Raw genomic sequence first — 15238 nt, 5'->3', positions numbered from 1 at the left:
CTTGGGAGAAAGAACGCAATCAAAAAAAAGCCAGCGTCTATTGGGGTTTTAAAACCAAGGATGCACGTAAAAAAATGCAGCGTTTATATCCGAGCATTTAACCTAGCAAAATTGCCTTGGCAGACTATTAGTTTCGGTTGCTGCTCCCTCTTTTTGGAGCCAATCGATTGTTTCCAGCAGTTCTTTTTTACTCCAAGCCGCAGTAGATGCTGGTAATGCAGCAATGGATATAGAACCTGTTAGCTGTTTCATCTGTCTTTACCTTAAAAATTATTTAACTCTGTACCGCCTTCATCAATTACCACTTTGCGTGTTCGTTTTGGCTTTCCTGATTTGAAATTCGTTAGCTTTAATTACGGGCATTGCTGCACTTTTCACGGCTGCTTTTGCCTGGTGATACAAAAATTGAACTACGCCGTCTGCATCTTCTTCATCTTCCACTTGTGCCTAGAGAGAACAGCCTACTTCGAGAGATTCGTAATTGCCTAAATTGAACTTTCTAGAATAACTAATTGAAACAGTACTGATTTTCATTGACTGATTTTGCTGCTAATAAGAGTGGTGATAATGTGATGTAGTTCGGAATTCGTAAAGGTGGTTAAATACGAATTCCAAATTTAATTACTATTTCCGCTTTCCTTGTGACAATACTTGCTGATTTTGAGCTTGTAAAGATGCTCTTGCCTCTGTTTCCGATACAGCAGGTAATGCAGGTGCGGTAACAATCGCGTTGGATGCCCACCTCTCGTAAGTATCATTCGTCACCCAATTGAGTATTGCCCCAGACTCCGCGCCGCTACGAATCATTTCAGCCGCAACGAGCGCGTCCTTTTCAAAGTCAGACTGCGGGTTACGATACGACCACTGAATAAACCAGTAGGTTCCTAGCGCCCCTTCAACCTTTTGGAATTCAGCAGCGAAAATGTAGTTTTTGAGTACCGAAGCGATCGCGCCATAACAAAACTCTTTTGGATCTCCCGGCATACCCTCTTCACACCAGGCTTGAAAAGCGCGATGAGCGAAATGCTTGTAAAGTCCAGCGAATGAATCCTTACTACGGCGATGCATCAAAAAACTCAGCAGCATTGAGGCTGGCCCTTTAAACTGGTCTTTAAGTCCGCCAGCAACCGGAATCACCCACAGTTCGGTAAACGGCTCATTGGTGAAGTTCTCGTTGATCGTGAGTAGACGGTCAGGGCGTGAGATTGCAATAGCGAAGTCTGCCTTACTTCCCTTGAGATAACCTCCGGCTTGTGCCTCCAAGATGGTAAGTTTTGGCGGACAATCAAGAAGGAACTGACCGTATTCTTTTGCACAGTTTGCTTGCAGTTTAGGCTGCGATGGAGGGATGAGAAAGACGCTGTTGTTGATTTTGATTGTTTCCATAATTGCGTTGTTGTTGCTCAAAATTGCGTTGATATTGGATAGTGTTCGACTTAGCTATTTATGACAGTGCCAGGAATTGCTTTTAGCTCCTGTGTCAGTAAGTCAATTTGGTACAAGCGTTTTTGAATTTATGCTTCTATTTGTGTTCTTAATTCTTGTAGTGTTAGTAGTTGGAGTTCATCTTCAAGGTGGTGTTCTTCATCAATAGAATGTGGCATTATTTTGATTGTCAGAAATTTCGTTGTAGGAGCGATTGCATATCCTCTCGGTTAGCAATCGCCTTTCTCACTTTGGAACTAAGCCGCGACTGCTGCTTTCACTCTTACTCCCAAGGATGCCACCGCTATCTCTGCGGAGTGGGCAAACTGATTGCAGCCCAGTTGAGTACGTCTGGCATACCACAATCCTTGTTGATTACACCCAACTAATCCAATGCACTGTTTATCTCGATAAAGTCTGGTGCTGAAGGATAACCAGTCAACCTGCCCCATTTGAATCCCAAACTTGTTGCAAGCTATTGACAATTCCTCATGCAGGCGCTCGTTGCGTTCTCGTGGTGTTTCAGGAAGTGTTACTTTTACTTGTTGTACTCTTTTTGCGAACCAGCCGCGATCAAAGGGTAGGCGTCCGCCATCTACGAACTGCACCCATACGGTGATTCCGCCTTCTATCCAGATGGTACGGACTGATTCGGGCTTGACTTTGATAATCTCGCCAATGATGCGGCGATTGCGAGATGTCAGGGGGTCTTGGGCAGCGACCCAAGAGTACGAAGTGATTAAATCAGACTACTGGACGGAATTGACCAATGAGGAAACAGAGTTAATTACCGCACTCCAGAACGCATCCTCTCGACCAGACACAGACACTATTGGACTCGATTCTATCGTTGCTCACGCTGACCCATACCGTACTTTGTATGTCGAGAGAGGTGAAGTTGTAGAGGACTTGGGCGAAGAGTTGGTAGTTGCTTGGGATCATTGGCGAAACGAGTCCAAGAAAACTGACAGGTATTTCCGAGACGAGTTGCGATTCTGGCAACCTCAATAGGCTTTCAGTATATCCGTAACTTTTTAGACAAGCGAATATCAAACTAAACCCTGCAATTGCTGTAGGGAAAATTCCGTGCGTCAAAATAAACAGGAGATTTGACGATGACTGCAACGATTACAAGACCCAAACCCAAAAAGGCTGCTGCTAGTAAACCCCAATCACCATATAAAAGACTTCATGTGATCATTCCGATTGAAGATATGTTGTGGGCTTAAGAGCAAAAGCCATCAGTTACGCAATTGTGGCAAGAATGCTGGACGGCCGACCCTTACGGTTCTCGATGGATGCCGCTAACTTCTGCTTTGGGGTACAGTATTTTTATCTGTACGAAGAAAATTACATCTGAAAGTGAACTGTTCATTTTCAAACCCGATAAGTCGATTCAAGATGGTAGGAAAACGGCTAGCTGGATGGTGAAGAATTTGCATAGCAGTCGGATGAAGGAATTTTGGGAGAAAGCCAATTCTCTTAATCAGCAACCAGATTCTCTAAAACAAGAACCAAATTCTGAAAAATGGTCGCATGAGGCGATTGTAGCGAGGTCAAATGTACGACCTCTACGTATGCAGAAACTCAAAGTTGCGGGGAATTCCGGGCAGCATCCGGGGTTTGACTTCTTGCACGAGTGTTGGGATGATCCGGCGTTGCAGATTGTGATCAAGAAGCTTTTAGCGAAGTTTCCACAGTGGGGTGTTGCGATTGTAGATGGGGTGTTGGTTGATTGGAATGAGTAGCGATAACTTCCGACGGGCAGGTACACCTTCGCGCAAGGGCATTGTTACGATCTCATGAAATTGGCAATTCTTCTTTCCTTTGCTGATAATAGTTTTAGAGCTAATTCTTTAAGAGGTTGATTGTGGTCTTTGCTCAAACCAGTCCCCCAGATGTGATAATAACTCGCCTGACGTTAGATGAGTATCGGGCTATGGAAGAAACAAACCCAGAACGCCATGAATACCGCAACGGAGAGATTATTACTATGTCGGGAGGTTCGGAATTTCATAGTGCGATTGCCAGCAACTTCTTAATTTACTTAGGGTTTTTACTGAGAGACACCGATTTTCGTTTGTATAACAGCGACTTGCGAGTTTGGATTCCTGAATATCAGTGTGGGACTTATACCGATTTGATGGTTGTTAATGGTGAACCAGAGTTGAATGGCAATCGTAATGATGAAATTCTCAATCCAATGCTTATTGTCGAAGTTCTATCGCCCTCTACCGAAGCTTATGACCGAGGCGAAAAGTTCAGAAAATATCGCTCTGTTGTTAGCTTTTGTGAATATATTCTTGTGAGCCAAACTGAACCCTACATTGAGCAATATCACAACTTGGATCGTAATAATAATGATCGCTGGCTATGGCAAGTTCACTCTAACCTTGAGCGAGTGATCGTTCTGCACAGTTTAAACGTAGAAATTCCTCTGACTGAAATCTATCGTCGCATTAATTTTTGAGGGTGGCTAACTTTCTGACGAGAATACCAAATAATCCCATCGATGGAGCGTTACCCCACATTTTCACATCCTAAAAGAGTGGTGATCGCTTTCATCTGCTGGCGTAATTCAGCACCCGCTCCTATTCCCAGCGCCATGCTGTCTCTAGTGTTATTTCTTTACCATTGGTGTATTTTTAGCGTTGCTGCATTAAAGTATTAAATTCCAAAATCAAGTCTTTAAAACTCTTATCTTTGTGTCTTTGTCTTGAAAAGTTTCCTAGGTCGGGCTAACCCTCCTTCTCCTGACGGAGACGCTACGCGAACAGAACTTTTCGCTGCGCCTTTGCGCGAAACAAAATTGGTCAAACTGGATAACCGCGATATCATCACCAAGGTCAGCAGACAGTAAATCCAAGAAGTTTTGAAAACAATCACCATTGAGGTAGGGGAACTCATAGAAAAAGCTGTATCCACTTAAGGGTTCTACAACTCCGTATAAATAAAAATTTTCACGTTGCAATTGACTTAAACCCACAGGTTTAACGCCTCTAGCTGTAATTAAATGTCCTGCGATTGTCTTTAATCCTAAACGTGTTTCATCCTGGCACAAATACCTCAATCGTTTCCCTTCTCCAAATTCCTCCTGCAAGAATTTGAATGCTAGAGGCAGTTTTTTTTTAAGTGAGATAGACTTTCTGGATGTTGTTTCGTGCTTTGAGGACGAGGCACTTTCAACTTCGCACCTAAACGGTTGCGAACAACTTCATAGACTGTTTTGTACGCAACAGCAAGCCCTAATTCACTCTTGAGCCATTGGTGAATTTGACCATAGCTTTGAAACCCAGATGGTTCCTGCAACCGCTTTTTTAAGCGTTCTAAGTCCTTTCCACTGATACTCGGGACTTTTCCAGGTGCATGTTTGAGTTCAAGCAAGCCCCTTAATCCTTCATCTTTACACTTTCTCAGCCAACGAGTTATGGTTGCTTCATCATGCCCTAAACGTTCTGCAAGCTTACGCCTACTGCTGACTTGACCACTCTTGAGCCAATAAAGCATTTGCAATCTTTCTTTGCTGCTTGCCGTTGTCGCATATCTAAGACCTTTCTCCAATTCTTCTTGGCTCTCTCTGTGAAATCTCGATTTGGAATGGACGACTCATCACAAAATTACTAAATGCACCCATCTATAAGTTTGACGTAGTTTGGCGCATCTTCATACAGAATTGGTATAAGAGGATGTCTGAAAAGTAAAATTTATGCCAATCTACGAAGTAAATTACGTAAGCTGGCTGAGTAGATGAAGGCTTCTTCAGTTTCTGGCAAATACTCATAATCCTTGCTCAAGCGTCGATACCGTCCTAACCAACCGAGTGTTCGCTACTACCCATCGGCGAGGGATAACTTGGAAACTGCGATCGATTGGAGCAGGTTCTACTCCAGGAGCAGTAATGCGGCGACGAGAGCCTGCATTGGGATGTTGAACCCGCTCAACTGTCCAGCCCAACTGCTCTTTAACCCAGGTGACAAAGGTATTGCGGTATCCGCCATCAACCCACAAATGCTTTAAACGTGGAAACTGTTGTTGGATGTCTGCTAGTAATTGTTTAGCACCTTCTTGGTCTGCACTATTTGCGGCTAGTACCTTGACTTTTAGCAAAAATCCTTGAGTATCAACTAATAAATGCCGCTTGCGTCCTTTGACCTTCTTACCACCGTCATAACCACGTTCTGTTCCACCAACTTCCGTAGTTTTCACCGATTGAGCATCTATAATGCCTGCACTTGGTGTATCTTGTCTGCCATTTGATGAGCGCACTTGCTCACGAATAGCTTTGAGCATCCCTTGCCATACGAGCGCAATCCGCCAATCTCGAAAATAATCATAAACTGTCTTCCAGCATGGAAAGTCATGGGGTAGTAATCTCCAAGCACAGCCACTGCGTTGAATATAAAAGATGGCATTAATGATTTCTCGTATATTCACTTGGCGTGGACGACCACTAGGCTTCGCAATCGGAATTAACGGCTTAATAATTTCCCATTCTCTCTGTGTCACATCAGTATCGTATGCTTTTCTGCTCATGTGTTCACTCTAGCGCACGAGCTAAACTTTATACTTTTCAGACATCCTCTAACAATGTGAAGACAAATTAATGGAAAATAGTTTATTATAATGTTTTCATTTATCTTGGCGAGAAGCCTCCACTAACAATGTGGAGGCGAATTAATTAAAACTAATTAATCGCATTATTGTCACTTCAAAGCGGAAGCTTTTTTGTTGCGATCGCACCTCCAAAGACTTAATTTGATACGGCGTTCAACTTCCGAATTTCCTCCAAAATATCTTGGTGATAATTCGTATTTCCTTGTTCGTGAAACAAGCAATGACATTTTAGTATATATGTACTAAAACAATTGCTCATTAATGCTTGTACTGTAAATATTTTGCCGTAACGACAACACAAGGCATTTTTGCACAAACAAACTAATGTCCACTTCTCTTACTTCTACTCAGCGACAAGTTAACCCTACTCCACAGTATGAAATCATTACTGGAGTAATAGAACGCTTGACCTTTCATTCAGAAGAGTCGGGGTATACTGTGGCGCGTCTAGTACGTCCTAAGTCCAAAGATTTAACCACTATCGTCGGCAGTTTCGCCAATATTCAACCAAGGCAAACTCTGCAACTAACTGGTTTTTGGCGTGATCATCCCCAATTTGGCCCGCAATTCCAAGTTGTTAATTATCGAGAATCCTTACCCGCTACACTCACCGGGATTGAAAAATATTTGGGGAGCGGTTCAATTAAAGGCGTAGGGCCTGTCACAGCAAGACGCATCGTTGCACACTTTGGTTTAGAAACTCTTGAAATCATCGAAAACCAAATTGAGCGCTTAATTGAAGTTCAGAGCATTACCAAAAAGCGGATTACCTTAATCAAAAACGCTTGGGAAACGCAGAAAGCCATCAAGGAAGTTATGGTGTTTCTCCAAAGTCATGGTGTTTCTACCACCTAGGCGGTGAAAATTTACAAACAGTACAAGGATGATGCAATCGCTACTGTCACCAGCAACCCATACCAGTTAGCTACTGACATCTACGGTATTGGTTTCCTGACAGCTGATAAAATTGCCTTTAATTTGGGAGTTGCACCGGATAGTGAGTTTCGTTACCGTGCTGGTTTAATTCATGTTTTGGGTGAAGCTGCTGCCGATGCACATTGCTACTTGCCTCAGCCTGAACTAATTGAGAATGTCATTAAACTGCTGACTACAGAATCTCATCAACCTACAGAAGATACAATAACTGACATAATCAAAGACATGGCACTCAAGGACGACTTAATCCGCGAGAAAAGCGAAGACCAAACGCTGCTATGTTACAAACCGACTTACTTTCATACAACAGAACCTTGCTCAATTAATACAATCTAGATTAAGCCAACCAGTTCAACAGGATATGCCTAGTGTCCGTAACTGGCTCGACCGCTTTACCAACAGTCGCAAAATCCAACTTTCAGAGCAGCAGCGGCAAGCTGTAGAGATGGCTGCGTATTCTCCAATTCTCATTTTGACAGGCGGGCCTGGATGCGGGAAAACCTTCACCACCCACACCATAGTCTCTCTGTGGAAAGCGATGGGTAAATCTATCGCCCTTGCTGCACCCACCGGACGCGCTGCTCAAGGTTTGAATGAGATGACAGGACTCGAAGCCAAGACCATACACCGCACCTTAGAGTTCGACCCCAAAACAATGGGCTTTAAATGCGACAGCGAAAATTCCTTACCCCACAATGCAATTATTGCTGATGAAGCCAGTATGCTTGATTTGTTTCTAGCATATTCCTTAGTTAAGGCGATCTCTGTTGGTTCACAACTATTATTAGTGGGAGATATCGATCAGTTACCATCGGTTAGCCCAGGTCAAATTCTCGCTGACCTCATAAATTCTGGTCGTGTGCCAGTGGTGCGGTTAACCCAGGTCTTTCGCCAAGCCCAGCACAGCGCAATTATCACTGCTGCCCACCAAATTAATCTTGGGCAGTATCCCACAATCGAGCCAATAAGTGATAATCCCGTGTCTGATTGTCTGTGGCACGGCGGCGGACATCAGCCTGAACATGGTGTTCAAGCAATCTGCGAGTTGATTACTGACCTGATTCCTCGACTTGGTTTTAACCCGGTGACTGATGTTCAAGTGCTTTGTCCCATGACGCGAGGACTTGTGGGAACTCGTAATCTCAACACTGTGTTGCAGCAGTTGATTAATCCACCCAGCCCCGACAAGGTGGAAATTACCAGGGGTGGAAATTTACTGCCAGAGGGCGATAGGATCATTCAACTGACCAATGACTATAACCGAGAGGTATTTAACGGGGATTTAGGAATTATCCAAAGCATTGACACCGTTGAGCAGGAAGTCGCTGTGCAGTATGGAGAGCGTACTGTCATTTATGATTACGCAGACTTGATTGACATCCTCCCACCGCTAACCCGAAGGTGTAGCGGGGGATTCCTAAACCTCACGATTCAGGTTTCTGTTTCTTACCCTTACGGGTTTTTCGCAACTGCCCTTTAGATTTATGCCCAAGAGGTCTTATGTTCGCTCCACAGACTGTCACCGTGTGTCCCACGGCCAAAATATTTCTAGCTGCGTTAACATCCCGGTCGTGATGCGTCCCACAGTTAAGGCAATCCCACTTTCGTATACTCAACGGCAACTTTTCAACAACGTGACCGCAATGTCCATAGCGTTTAGAACTGGGGAACCATCGGCCAATCTTCACCAAGTTTCGACCATACCACTTGGATTTGTACTCCAGTTGCCTCACCAACTCAGACCATGCAGCATCGCTAATAGCACGAGCCAGTTTGGGATTTTTGACCATGTTCTTAACTGCCAAATCCTCAACTACTATCGTTTGGTTTTCACGAATCAGTCGGGTTGTCAGTTTGTGCAGATGGTCTTTCCTGGAGTCGGAAATCTTTGCTTGAATACGAGCTACTTTAAGTCTTGCCTTGTCTCGATTGCGAGAGCCTTTATGTTTTCGACTCAAGGATTTTTGCGCCTTCCGCAGCTTTTGGTAGTGCTTGCCGAAGGCTTTAGGATTAGCAATCTTCTCACCCGTACTCAGAGTAACAAGACTACTCACCCTAACATCCAACCCCACGGCGTTGTCAACCAGTTGCATGGTTTCATCTATTGGATCGTTGATCCGCAAACTAAGGAACCAGCGCCCAGAAGGCTCAAGTCTAACCGTGATGGTTGTGGGTTGACAATCCTTGGGAAGTTGCCTAGACCATTTAATCGGCAATGGTTCAGCACACTTAGCCAAGTAGACCTGTCCATCCTTCCACCGGAAAGCAGACTTGGTAAACTCTGCACTGCTGCCACTGCGTTTCTTTTTGAAGTTGGGATATTTCGCTTTACCTGCAAAGAAGTTAGTGAACGCAGTTTGCAGATGTCTCAAACCTTGTTGCAGTGGAACGCAGCTAACCTCATTCAAAAATTGCAGGTCTTCAAGCTTTTTCCACTGCGTCAACATAGCAGAAGTTTGAACGTAATCGGTTCGTTCTTGCTTCTCATACCAAGCCTCGGTTCTCGCTGCCAAGGCTTTGTTAACAACCAACCGCACACAACCAATTGTCCGGCGCAATATTTGTTCTTGCTCGGTAGTTGGGTAAAAACGGTAGCGGTAGGCTTTTTCCATACTTCACATTTTACTATAAATCCTGTAAAGCACGTATATCTTGCTATGCACCAAAGTCTAATTACTCACTCGTCGCTCACCGCCAAACTTCGTTGTAGCGGGAGTCTCCTTGGGGTGCTATATGAAGAGTTTCATACAGTCTTAAGTTGTTAGCAGTAATGTAATTCCAGGTATAATTCAGTTGCACATTCCTTTGTGCATTCTGAGCCATTGCTGCCAACAGTTGAGGGTGAGAAATCGCCCAGTCTAGAGAACGAATCAAAGAGTCTAAATTTCCAGTTTCAAAAAACATTCCCTGTTCGTCATTAATTAATTGTTTATGGGGCGGGATGTCACTTGCCAACACTGGTATACCTTCTCGCATAGCTTCTAGCATTGCTAGAGGTAGTCCCTCTACATCAGAGGGTAAAACAAATAACCCTGCTCCTCGTACAATTTCCCAAAGACGAGTTCCTTGAAGTTCGCCTGCCAAGACAATATCTCGATTTTTTGCAACTCTCTCTAATAGTTTTGCGGTGAAGGATTTGGTATCGCTGACACTTCCAACCAAAAGAAGTTTCCATCCAAGAGGTTTCAGGTCACAGAAGGCTTCAACAAGCAAATCAGGACGCTTTTCCGGTACCAATCTACCTAAAAACAAAATGTAGCGTTTTCGTTGCAGACTAAGCTGAGTCCCGTAGGTAAAATTTGGGTTTGACTCACCGTAATTAGCAGGAGCGTTAGGAATGTAAACTGTTCTCACACCATAAGTTTGCCAAAAGTAGGATTGGAGTACATTAGAAACTACGATTAGTTTATGAGCAAAACGTACTGCTGTTTTCTCTCCCATTTGAATTAAACGAGTAGAAAAACTACCCCATTTTGCACGTTGCCAATCTAACCCATGACAAGTAACTACAACTTTTGCAGAGGTGGCAATTTTGGGTAAACAAGTAAATAGAGATGGGCCAAGAGCATGGAAATGAACAATATCATATTTCTTGCCTATGGCGCTGATTGCTCCCAGTGCCGAGGTAATAAAAGCGTCTATCCCTCTTAAATTTCCACCAGGTAGGGAAATAACTCGAACACCCTGAAAATCGTAATGCTCAAGCCAGGAACCTGCTGTGTAAGAAGATCGGCCAAATAAATCTACAGCGTGACCCTGTGCTGCAATGCGAGTATATAGTTCCGCACAATGATGCTCAATACCTCCCTGTTTTGGAGGTAAACCTTTTGCACCAATCACAGCAATTTTCATAGTTAATAATATTGTGGAAATAGTGTATAAATCAACATCAATCTGCAAAAAAATTACCAGAATTTATATTTTATAAGTTAAAATTAGCGACCACATTGCCACTAATGATGTTAGTGAAAACTCCATAAATGACACTATATTTTTGACATTATCAGTGTTCTCATCTCAAAACGCTTTTGATAAATTTGATAAAATGGTTTCAGCCTCTCATTTCTATTTTATCTCCCACTCTGACAGAAGATGGATAACAGCTTATTAACAGTTAAGTTAAGCTTAGCCACTAATGCAATTCTTATTGAAAACCATTGTGAAAATCAATACTATCAGATTTTTACTAAAGACATAAATCAGGAAATTATATCTTGTTTAGATTTTTATTTTAAAATTAACAAGTCTTATTTAATTTGTTAAAAAAATATAATCAACTAATTAAGTCTGAATACTTTTAATAAAATAAAGCCTAAGGCACATGCCAAAAACGAAATATTTGCTCAACTGCTATTAGATAGTAATAATTATAAAGTTTAAATGAATATTATTTTATCAGATTTGTTTAAAATATGCTCAATATCACCTAATAAGGTACGAGTTAATTATATTAACTAATAAATTTAACATATGAAAAATATAAAAAGACTTAATCCCAATAGTTTTGTCCAGGAGATTAATAAAAGTTCAGTAAACTAACTTACAGGATGATATAACCCCGTATTGTCATGAAATTCCCACTCCATCCCCGCTCTACCCCTTACACCAAGCTATAAAAAGTGGTGGGTGCAGCTGATTACGCTGCTCGCGTATAGTTTCTACACTAATACCAAGTCTTGTAGCCAAACCTTCTTAGGTTAGCGGTTGGATTCTCTGAGTAGAGCGTTGATAATACGAATTGTTGTACGATTTCTTGGTTTGCTTGAGTTGGTTGTTGAGATAATCTTGAATTTTAAGCCCTCTTTTGTTACTACGGGGAGAGTATAATCAGGAAGGAAATCAAAACACTAAGTAACGGGGATGGTTATACCACGCAGAGAAGCAGTAAATAAAGTCGCCTTCATAGATAACTATTGTCAACACTATTATTCATTATTTGAGGATGTAAGACATTTTGAGGCATTTAAGTATTTACACTTAGGAATGCTATCAGAGATTTGAACAAAATCGCTATCAGAGATAGCGAAAATAGTAGGGTAAAAAGACGGACAATCACCACATCATTTTTTAAGAGACGCGCTGTGGGATGTCAAAAAGTTAAGAGAAATAAGGCTTTGGCTAACAAAAATGCTCATTGGGGAAAGAGAAATAATTTTATGTATTGACGAAACAGGAGACAAGAAAAAGGGGAAAGCAACAGATTATGTAACTCGCCAATATACCAGAAACTTAGGCAAGACAGAGAATGGAATAGTATCAGTAAATACTTATGGATTAGTAGATGGGATTACTTATCCATTAATGTTTGAAATATTTAAACCTAAAAACCGCCTGAAATCAGGATATATAGTCATTAGTTTGACTTAAGTTTGACTTATTTTTTACTAGGAAAAATAAAATCCTTTACAGACAACTTGAACTGTTTTATCCCTCCGCTATAGTGTCTTTTGATGCCTTTAACTATTTCTTACTCTGTAAGTTCTTCAACCTCTTCTGGACATGACAAATCCTGCCAAGGCAAACACTCTTTCGCTCACAAAAGCTTATTAGCGGTCAGTTGCTCTACTTGTATTTTCATCCTATTTCAATTACACTGCCGCATTCATTGACAACTTGAATTGAAATTCTGTACATATTTACAAATCCTTATTTGCTTATCGGCTAAAAACCTTGCTTCTGAGTAGAATCACCACACAGATGAAGCGAACGCAGTAAATTAGCTGCTATTAATTTAGAGCAGTTTTGGTGTTTTTCAGGGAGTCCATTTAAGAGGATGTTTGAAAAGTCTGGTGTGTTGTAAAAAAGCCCTCTCAGTATACGCTGTGAATAGATCATAAATAGCACCGAGAGAGCGACATGAGTAAAGCTTACCCTAGTAACCTGACCCGTGGACAATATGAATTTCTCAGTGAGTTGATTCCAGAAGCCAAACCCGGTGGTCGCCAGCGTCAAGTCGATATGTGGTCAGTTCTAAATGCGATTTTCTATATTTTGGTAGAAGGAGTGAGATGGCGAGCATTATCTGGGGATTTTCCGCCTTGGCAGACAGTCTACACATATTTTCGCAACTGGCGCAAAGATAGTACTTGGCTGAGAATTCATGACAATCTCAGAGAGTGGATTCGTATTGAGATGGAACGCCATCCAAGTCCATCTGAGGCAATAATCGATAGTCAAAGCGTTAAAAGTGCGGCAATGGTGAGCCAATCAGTAGGCTTTGATGGAGGTAAGAACATCAAAGGACGTAAGCGATTTCTGAGCGTCGATACCTTGGGATTAGTGTTGCGGGTCTTAGTCACAGCAGCGAATGTGGGTGAACGCTCTGGGGGGCAACAAGTTCTCAAACTGGTCAAACATTCCAATCTAGAAGATATCACGCTTGACAACAATCTGGGTCAATGGTGGCTTTGATGGAGAACCATTTATGCAGTGGGTAATGAATTTTTGTCGTTGGGTTGTGCAGGTAGTTCTGCGACCACAAGAAACTAAGGGCTTTGTCTTGCTCAAGAAACGTTGGGTTGTTGAGCGAACTTTTGGTTGGCTGATGGGATGCCGGCGATTGGTTAGAGACTATGAGTTATTGCCCCAAACATCAAAGACGTTTATCTACCTTGCCATGCTCCGCATTATGGTTAGGCGATTAGCATAATATTTGACCCCTCAAAACTTTTCAAACACCCTCTAAGCGAGTTCTTGATTACAGCCTTGTAGCGGTTGCAGAGCGTGCAGTTAATGGTGATACACTTAGCTCCTTTGGCTTGCTCCCCTTAATTGAGGAAGAGGGCAAAATTCTCAAGGGTGAGTATGCCGGCATTATCAAGCATCCCAACGGTGAGCCAAAGCAGTTGGCGTTACGGGAGAACTAAATAGTTGACTTGTTGGAGAAATTCTTGCACTACGAGACGGACACAGCACCAGGGTCATCTGGTTCCCCTGTCTTTAGTGACCAGTGGGAGGTAGTAGCACTGCACCATTCAGGTGTCCCCAGGCGAGATAGGCAAAGATGTATTCTTGCTAAGGATGGAACTCTTTGGAGACCTGAACAAGGAGAGGACAAGATTGACTGGATAGCTAATGAAGGTGTAAGTATTAGCCGACTTGTTAGGCATATTCGACAACAGAATCTTTCTTTAGCACAACAGCGTTTGAGGGAGCAGCTATTTAATATACCATCTCAACTGGAAAGCAACTCCGTTCAGTCTCCTTCTGTGTTTACTGCTACACAGCAGCCTTCAATTAATCCAGATGGTAGTGCTGCTTGAACTCTCCTCTTGCAAGTAAGTGTTCGTTTAGGGCAACCCACTTTACCCAATGGTATCAACGATTCGCAGATTAGCAGTAATCGAACCCAACCATTAGATAATGGAATTATTACAGCAAACGGAAATCGGTCAGTAAATGGTCAAGCTAGGTCTCTTGAGGAAAACCCGGAGCTTCAAGCAGCTCTATCAGAATTAGAGCGGGGACGTAGCATAGAATACTACAACGAAGACCAGGACAGACAAAATCGAGAGGAATATTACAGTAATTTGCCTGACTCTCTAAATCGGACTAAGCTTTTCAACAGTTTGAGCAACTTGCTTCAGAGGACACATACTACTTGGCTAGAGTATAAGCCAAGCACGCACTTGTATCCATTTGTTGACCTGCGACCGGGAAATTTAAAGCTGCCAAGTATTTACTCTGGAAACGAGTTTGAGCCAGAAGAGTTCATTCGAGAGGCGTTTCAAATTGAGGAACTCATTAGACGGTTTCAAGAGAGCATCACAACAGAGTCAGCTATAAACGAGAAACAGAGAGCGGCTCAACTTGATTTGTTAGAAGCAAGTATGCCTTTTAACTGTGAACACGTAGTACCGCAGTCCTGGTTTACTAGGCGCGAACCTATGCGTGGTGATTTGCATCATCTCTTTGCTTGCAAACCAGATTGCAACAGTTTTCGTGGTAAAGTACCATTTTTTGACTTTCCAGATTTTGGAGAAAGCATCCGCGATAAATGCGGTAAGCGTGAAGAAAAGAAGTTTGGGCGTTGCAGAATAGAAATATGAATGAGAGCGATCGCTATGAAATGTCCAAGGTGTGCATCAACCCACATTCGGAAGAATGGAAAGCAACGAGGTAAACTTGCATTACATCTGTGTCAATTGTAAACGTCAGTTTATTGATTCTTATGATCAGAAAGGATATGCAGAAGATATTAAAACCGAATGTCTAGAAATGTACGTTAATGGTTCGGGATTTCGGGCGATATCAAGAGTTAAAA

12 protein-coding genes and 5 pseudogenes are annotated in these 15238 nt (G+C 42.4%); 9 read left to right on the top strand and 8 right to left on the bottom strand.

What is annotated here, in order from left to right; translation table 11 throughout:
• Positions 1 to 102: 102 nt before the first annotated feature.
• The 4 genes from FNW02_RS35515 to FNW02_RS35500 all read right to left on the bottom strand — a co-directional run bounded on the left by FNW02_RS35515 (position 103) and on the right by FNW02_RS35500 (position 2033).
• Positions 103 to 252 carry a hypothetical protein gene (locus FNW02_RS35515; protein WP_191762185.1) on the bottom strand — a complete coding sequence of 50 codons (150 nt, stop codon included), beginning with the start codon at positions 250 to 252 and terminating at the stop codon, positions 103 to 105.
• A 42-nt stretch (positions 253 to 294) separates the two neighbouring features.
• Positions 295 to 441 (bottom strand): hypothetical protein, encoded by a 147-nt coding sequence (locus FNW02_RS39310; RefSeq protein ID WP_225226172.1) that lies wholly within the window; start codon positions 439 to 441, stop codon positions 295 to 297.
• Positions 442 to 624: 183 nt separating this feature from the next.
• On the bottom strand, positions 625 to 1386 hold the full coding sequence (locus tag FNW02_RS35505) for a hypothetical protein (protein WP_191762184.1): 762 nt from the start codon (positions 1384 to 1386) through the stop codon (positions 625 to 627).
• Positions 1387 to 1682: 296 nt separating this feature from the next.
• Entirely contained in the window at positions 1683 to 2033 is a 351-nt protein-coding gene (locus FNW02_RS35500; RefSeq protein WP_225226171.1) for a hypothetical protein, read from the bottom strand.
• 106 nt (positions 2034 to 2139) lie between these two features.
• Between FNW02_RS35500 and FNW02_RS35495 the strand changes: the two are divergent.
• The 3 genes and pseudogenes from FNW02_RS35495 to FNW02_RS35485 all read left to right on the top strand — a co-directional run.
• A pseudogene (locus FNW02_RS35495) lies at positions 2140 to 2436 on the top strand (hypothetical protein); the annotation flags it as partial.
• Positions 2437 to 2678: 242 nt separating this feature from the next.
• Entirely contained in the window at positions 2679 to 3173 is a 495-nt protein-coding gene (locus FNW02_RS35490) for a hypothetical protein (RefSeq protein WP_225226169.1), read from the top strand.
• Positions 3174 to 3295: 122 nt separating this feature from the next.
• Positions 3296 to 3895 carry a Uma2 family endonuclease gene (locus FNW02_RS35485; protein ID WP_191762183.1) on the top strand — a complete coding sequence of 200 codons (600 nt, stop codon included), beginning with the start codon at positions 3296 to 3298 and terminating at the stop codon, positions 3893 to 3895.
• Between the two features lie 641 nt (positions 3896 to 4536).
• Here FNW02_RS35485 and FNW02_RS35480 read toward each other — a convergent pair.
• Both FNW02_RS35480 and FNW02_RS35475 read right to left on the bottom strand, forming a co-directional pair.
• Positions 4537 to 4932, bottom strand: a complete 396-nt coding sequence (locus FNW02_RS35480) for a helix-turn-helix domain-containing protein (protein WP_191762182.1) — start codon at positions 4930 to 4932, stop codon at positions 4537 to 4539.
• A 197-nt stretch (positions 4933 to 5129) separates the two neighbouring features.
• Positions 5130 to 5958 (bottom strand): IS5 family transposase gene (locus FNW02_RS35475; protein ID WP_225226167.1). Its coding sequence is split into 2 segments (ribosomal slippage): positions 5130 to 5253 and positions 5252 to 5958, totalling 831 coding nucleotides; the frame shifts between segments, so codons are not numbered across the junction.
• A gap of 405 nt (positions 5959 to 6363) precedes the next feature.
• On the opposite strand from FNW02_RS35475, the pseudogene recD2 reads away from it, so the two are divergent.
• Positions 6364 to 8356, top strand: a pseudogene (gene recD2, locus FNW02_RS35470) (SF1B family DNA helicase RecD2); the annotation flags it as partial.
• Positions 8357 to 8399: 43 nt separating this feature from the next.
• On the opposite strand, the gene FNW02_RS35465 reads toward recD2, so the two are convergent.
• Both FNW02_RS35465 and FNW02_RS35460 read right to left on the bottom strand, forming a co-directional pair.
• Positions 8400 to 9587, bottom strand: a complete 1188-nt coding sequence (locus FNW02_RS35465; RefSeq protein WP_191762181.1) for an RNA-guided endonuclease InsQ/TnpB family protein — start codon at positions 9585 to 9587, stop codon at positions 8400 to 8402.
• 76 nt (positions 9588 to 9663) lie between these two features.
• Positions 9664 to 10827 (bottom strand): glycosyltransferase family 4 protein, encoded by a 1164-nt coding sequence (locus FNW02_RS35460; protein ID WP_191762180.1) that lies wholly within the window; start codon positions 10825 to 10827, stop codon positions 9664 to 9666.
• A gap of 1008 nt (positions 10828 to 11835) precedes the next feature.
• Between FNW02_RS35460 and FNW02_RS40355 the strand changes: the two are divergent.
• The 5 genes and pseudogenes from FNW02_RS40355 to FNW02_RS39305 form a co-directional block, all read left to right on the top strand.
• A pseudogene (locus FNW02_RS40355) lies at positions 11836 to 12318 on the top strand (transposase); the annotation flags it as partial.
• A 513-nt stretch (positions 12319 to 12831) separates the two neighbouring features.
• Positions 12832 to 13624, top strand: a pseudogene (locus FNW02_RS35450) (IS5 family transposase).
• Positions 13625 to 13865: 241 nt separating this feature from the next.
• Positions 13866 to 14237, top strand: a complete 372-nt coding sequence (locus FNW02_RS35445; RefSeq protein WP_191762179.1) for a trypsin-like serine peptidase — start codon at positions 13866 to 13868, stop codon at positions 14235 to 14237.
• Positions 14238 to 14246: 9 nt separating this feature from the next.
• Positions 14247 to 15023, top strand: a complete 777-nt coding sequence (locus tag FNW02_RS35440) for an endonuclease (RefSeq protein ID WP_191762178.1) — start codon at positions 14247 to 14249, stop codon at positions 15021 to 15023.
• Positions 15024 to 15038: 15 nt separating this feature from the next.
• Positions 15039 to 15238, top strand: a pseudogene (locus FNW02_RS39305) (IS1/IS1595 family N-terminal zinc-binding domain-containing protein); the annotation flags it as partial.

The sequence above is a fragment of the Komarekiella delphini-convector SJRDD-AB1 genome (genome assembly GCF_014831675.1).
Taxonomy (GTDB): Bacteria; Cyanobacteriota; Cyanobacteriia; order Cyanobacteriales; family Nostocaceae; genus Komarekiella.
This window is presented reverse-complemented; position numbering and strand designations above follow the sequence as displayed.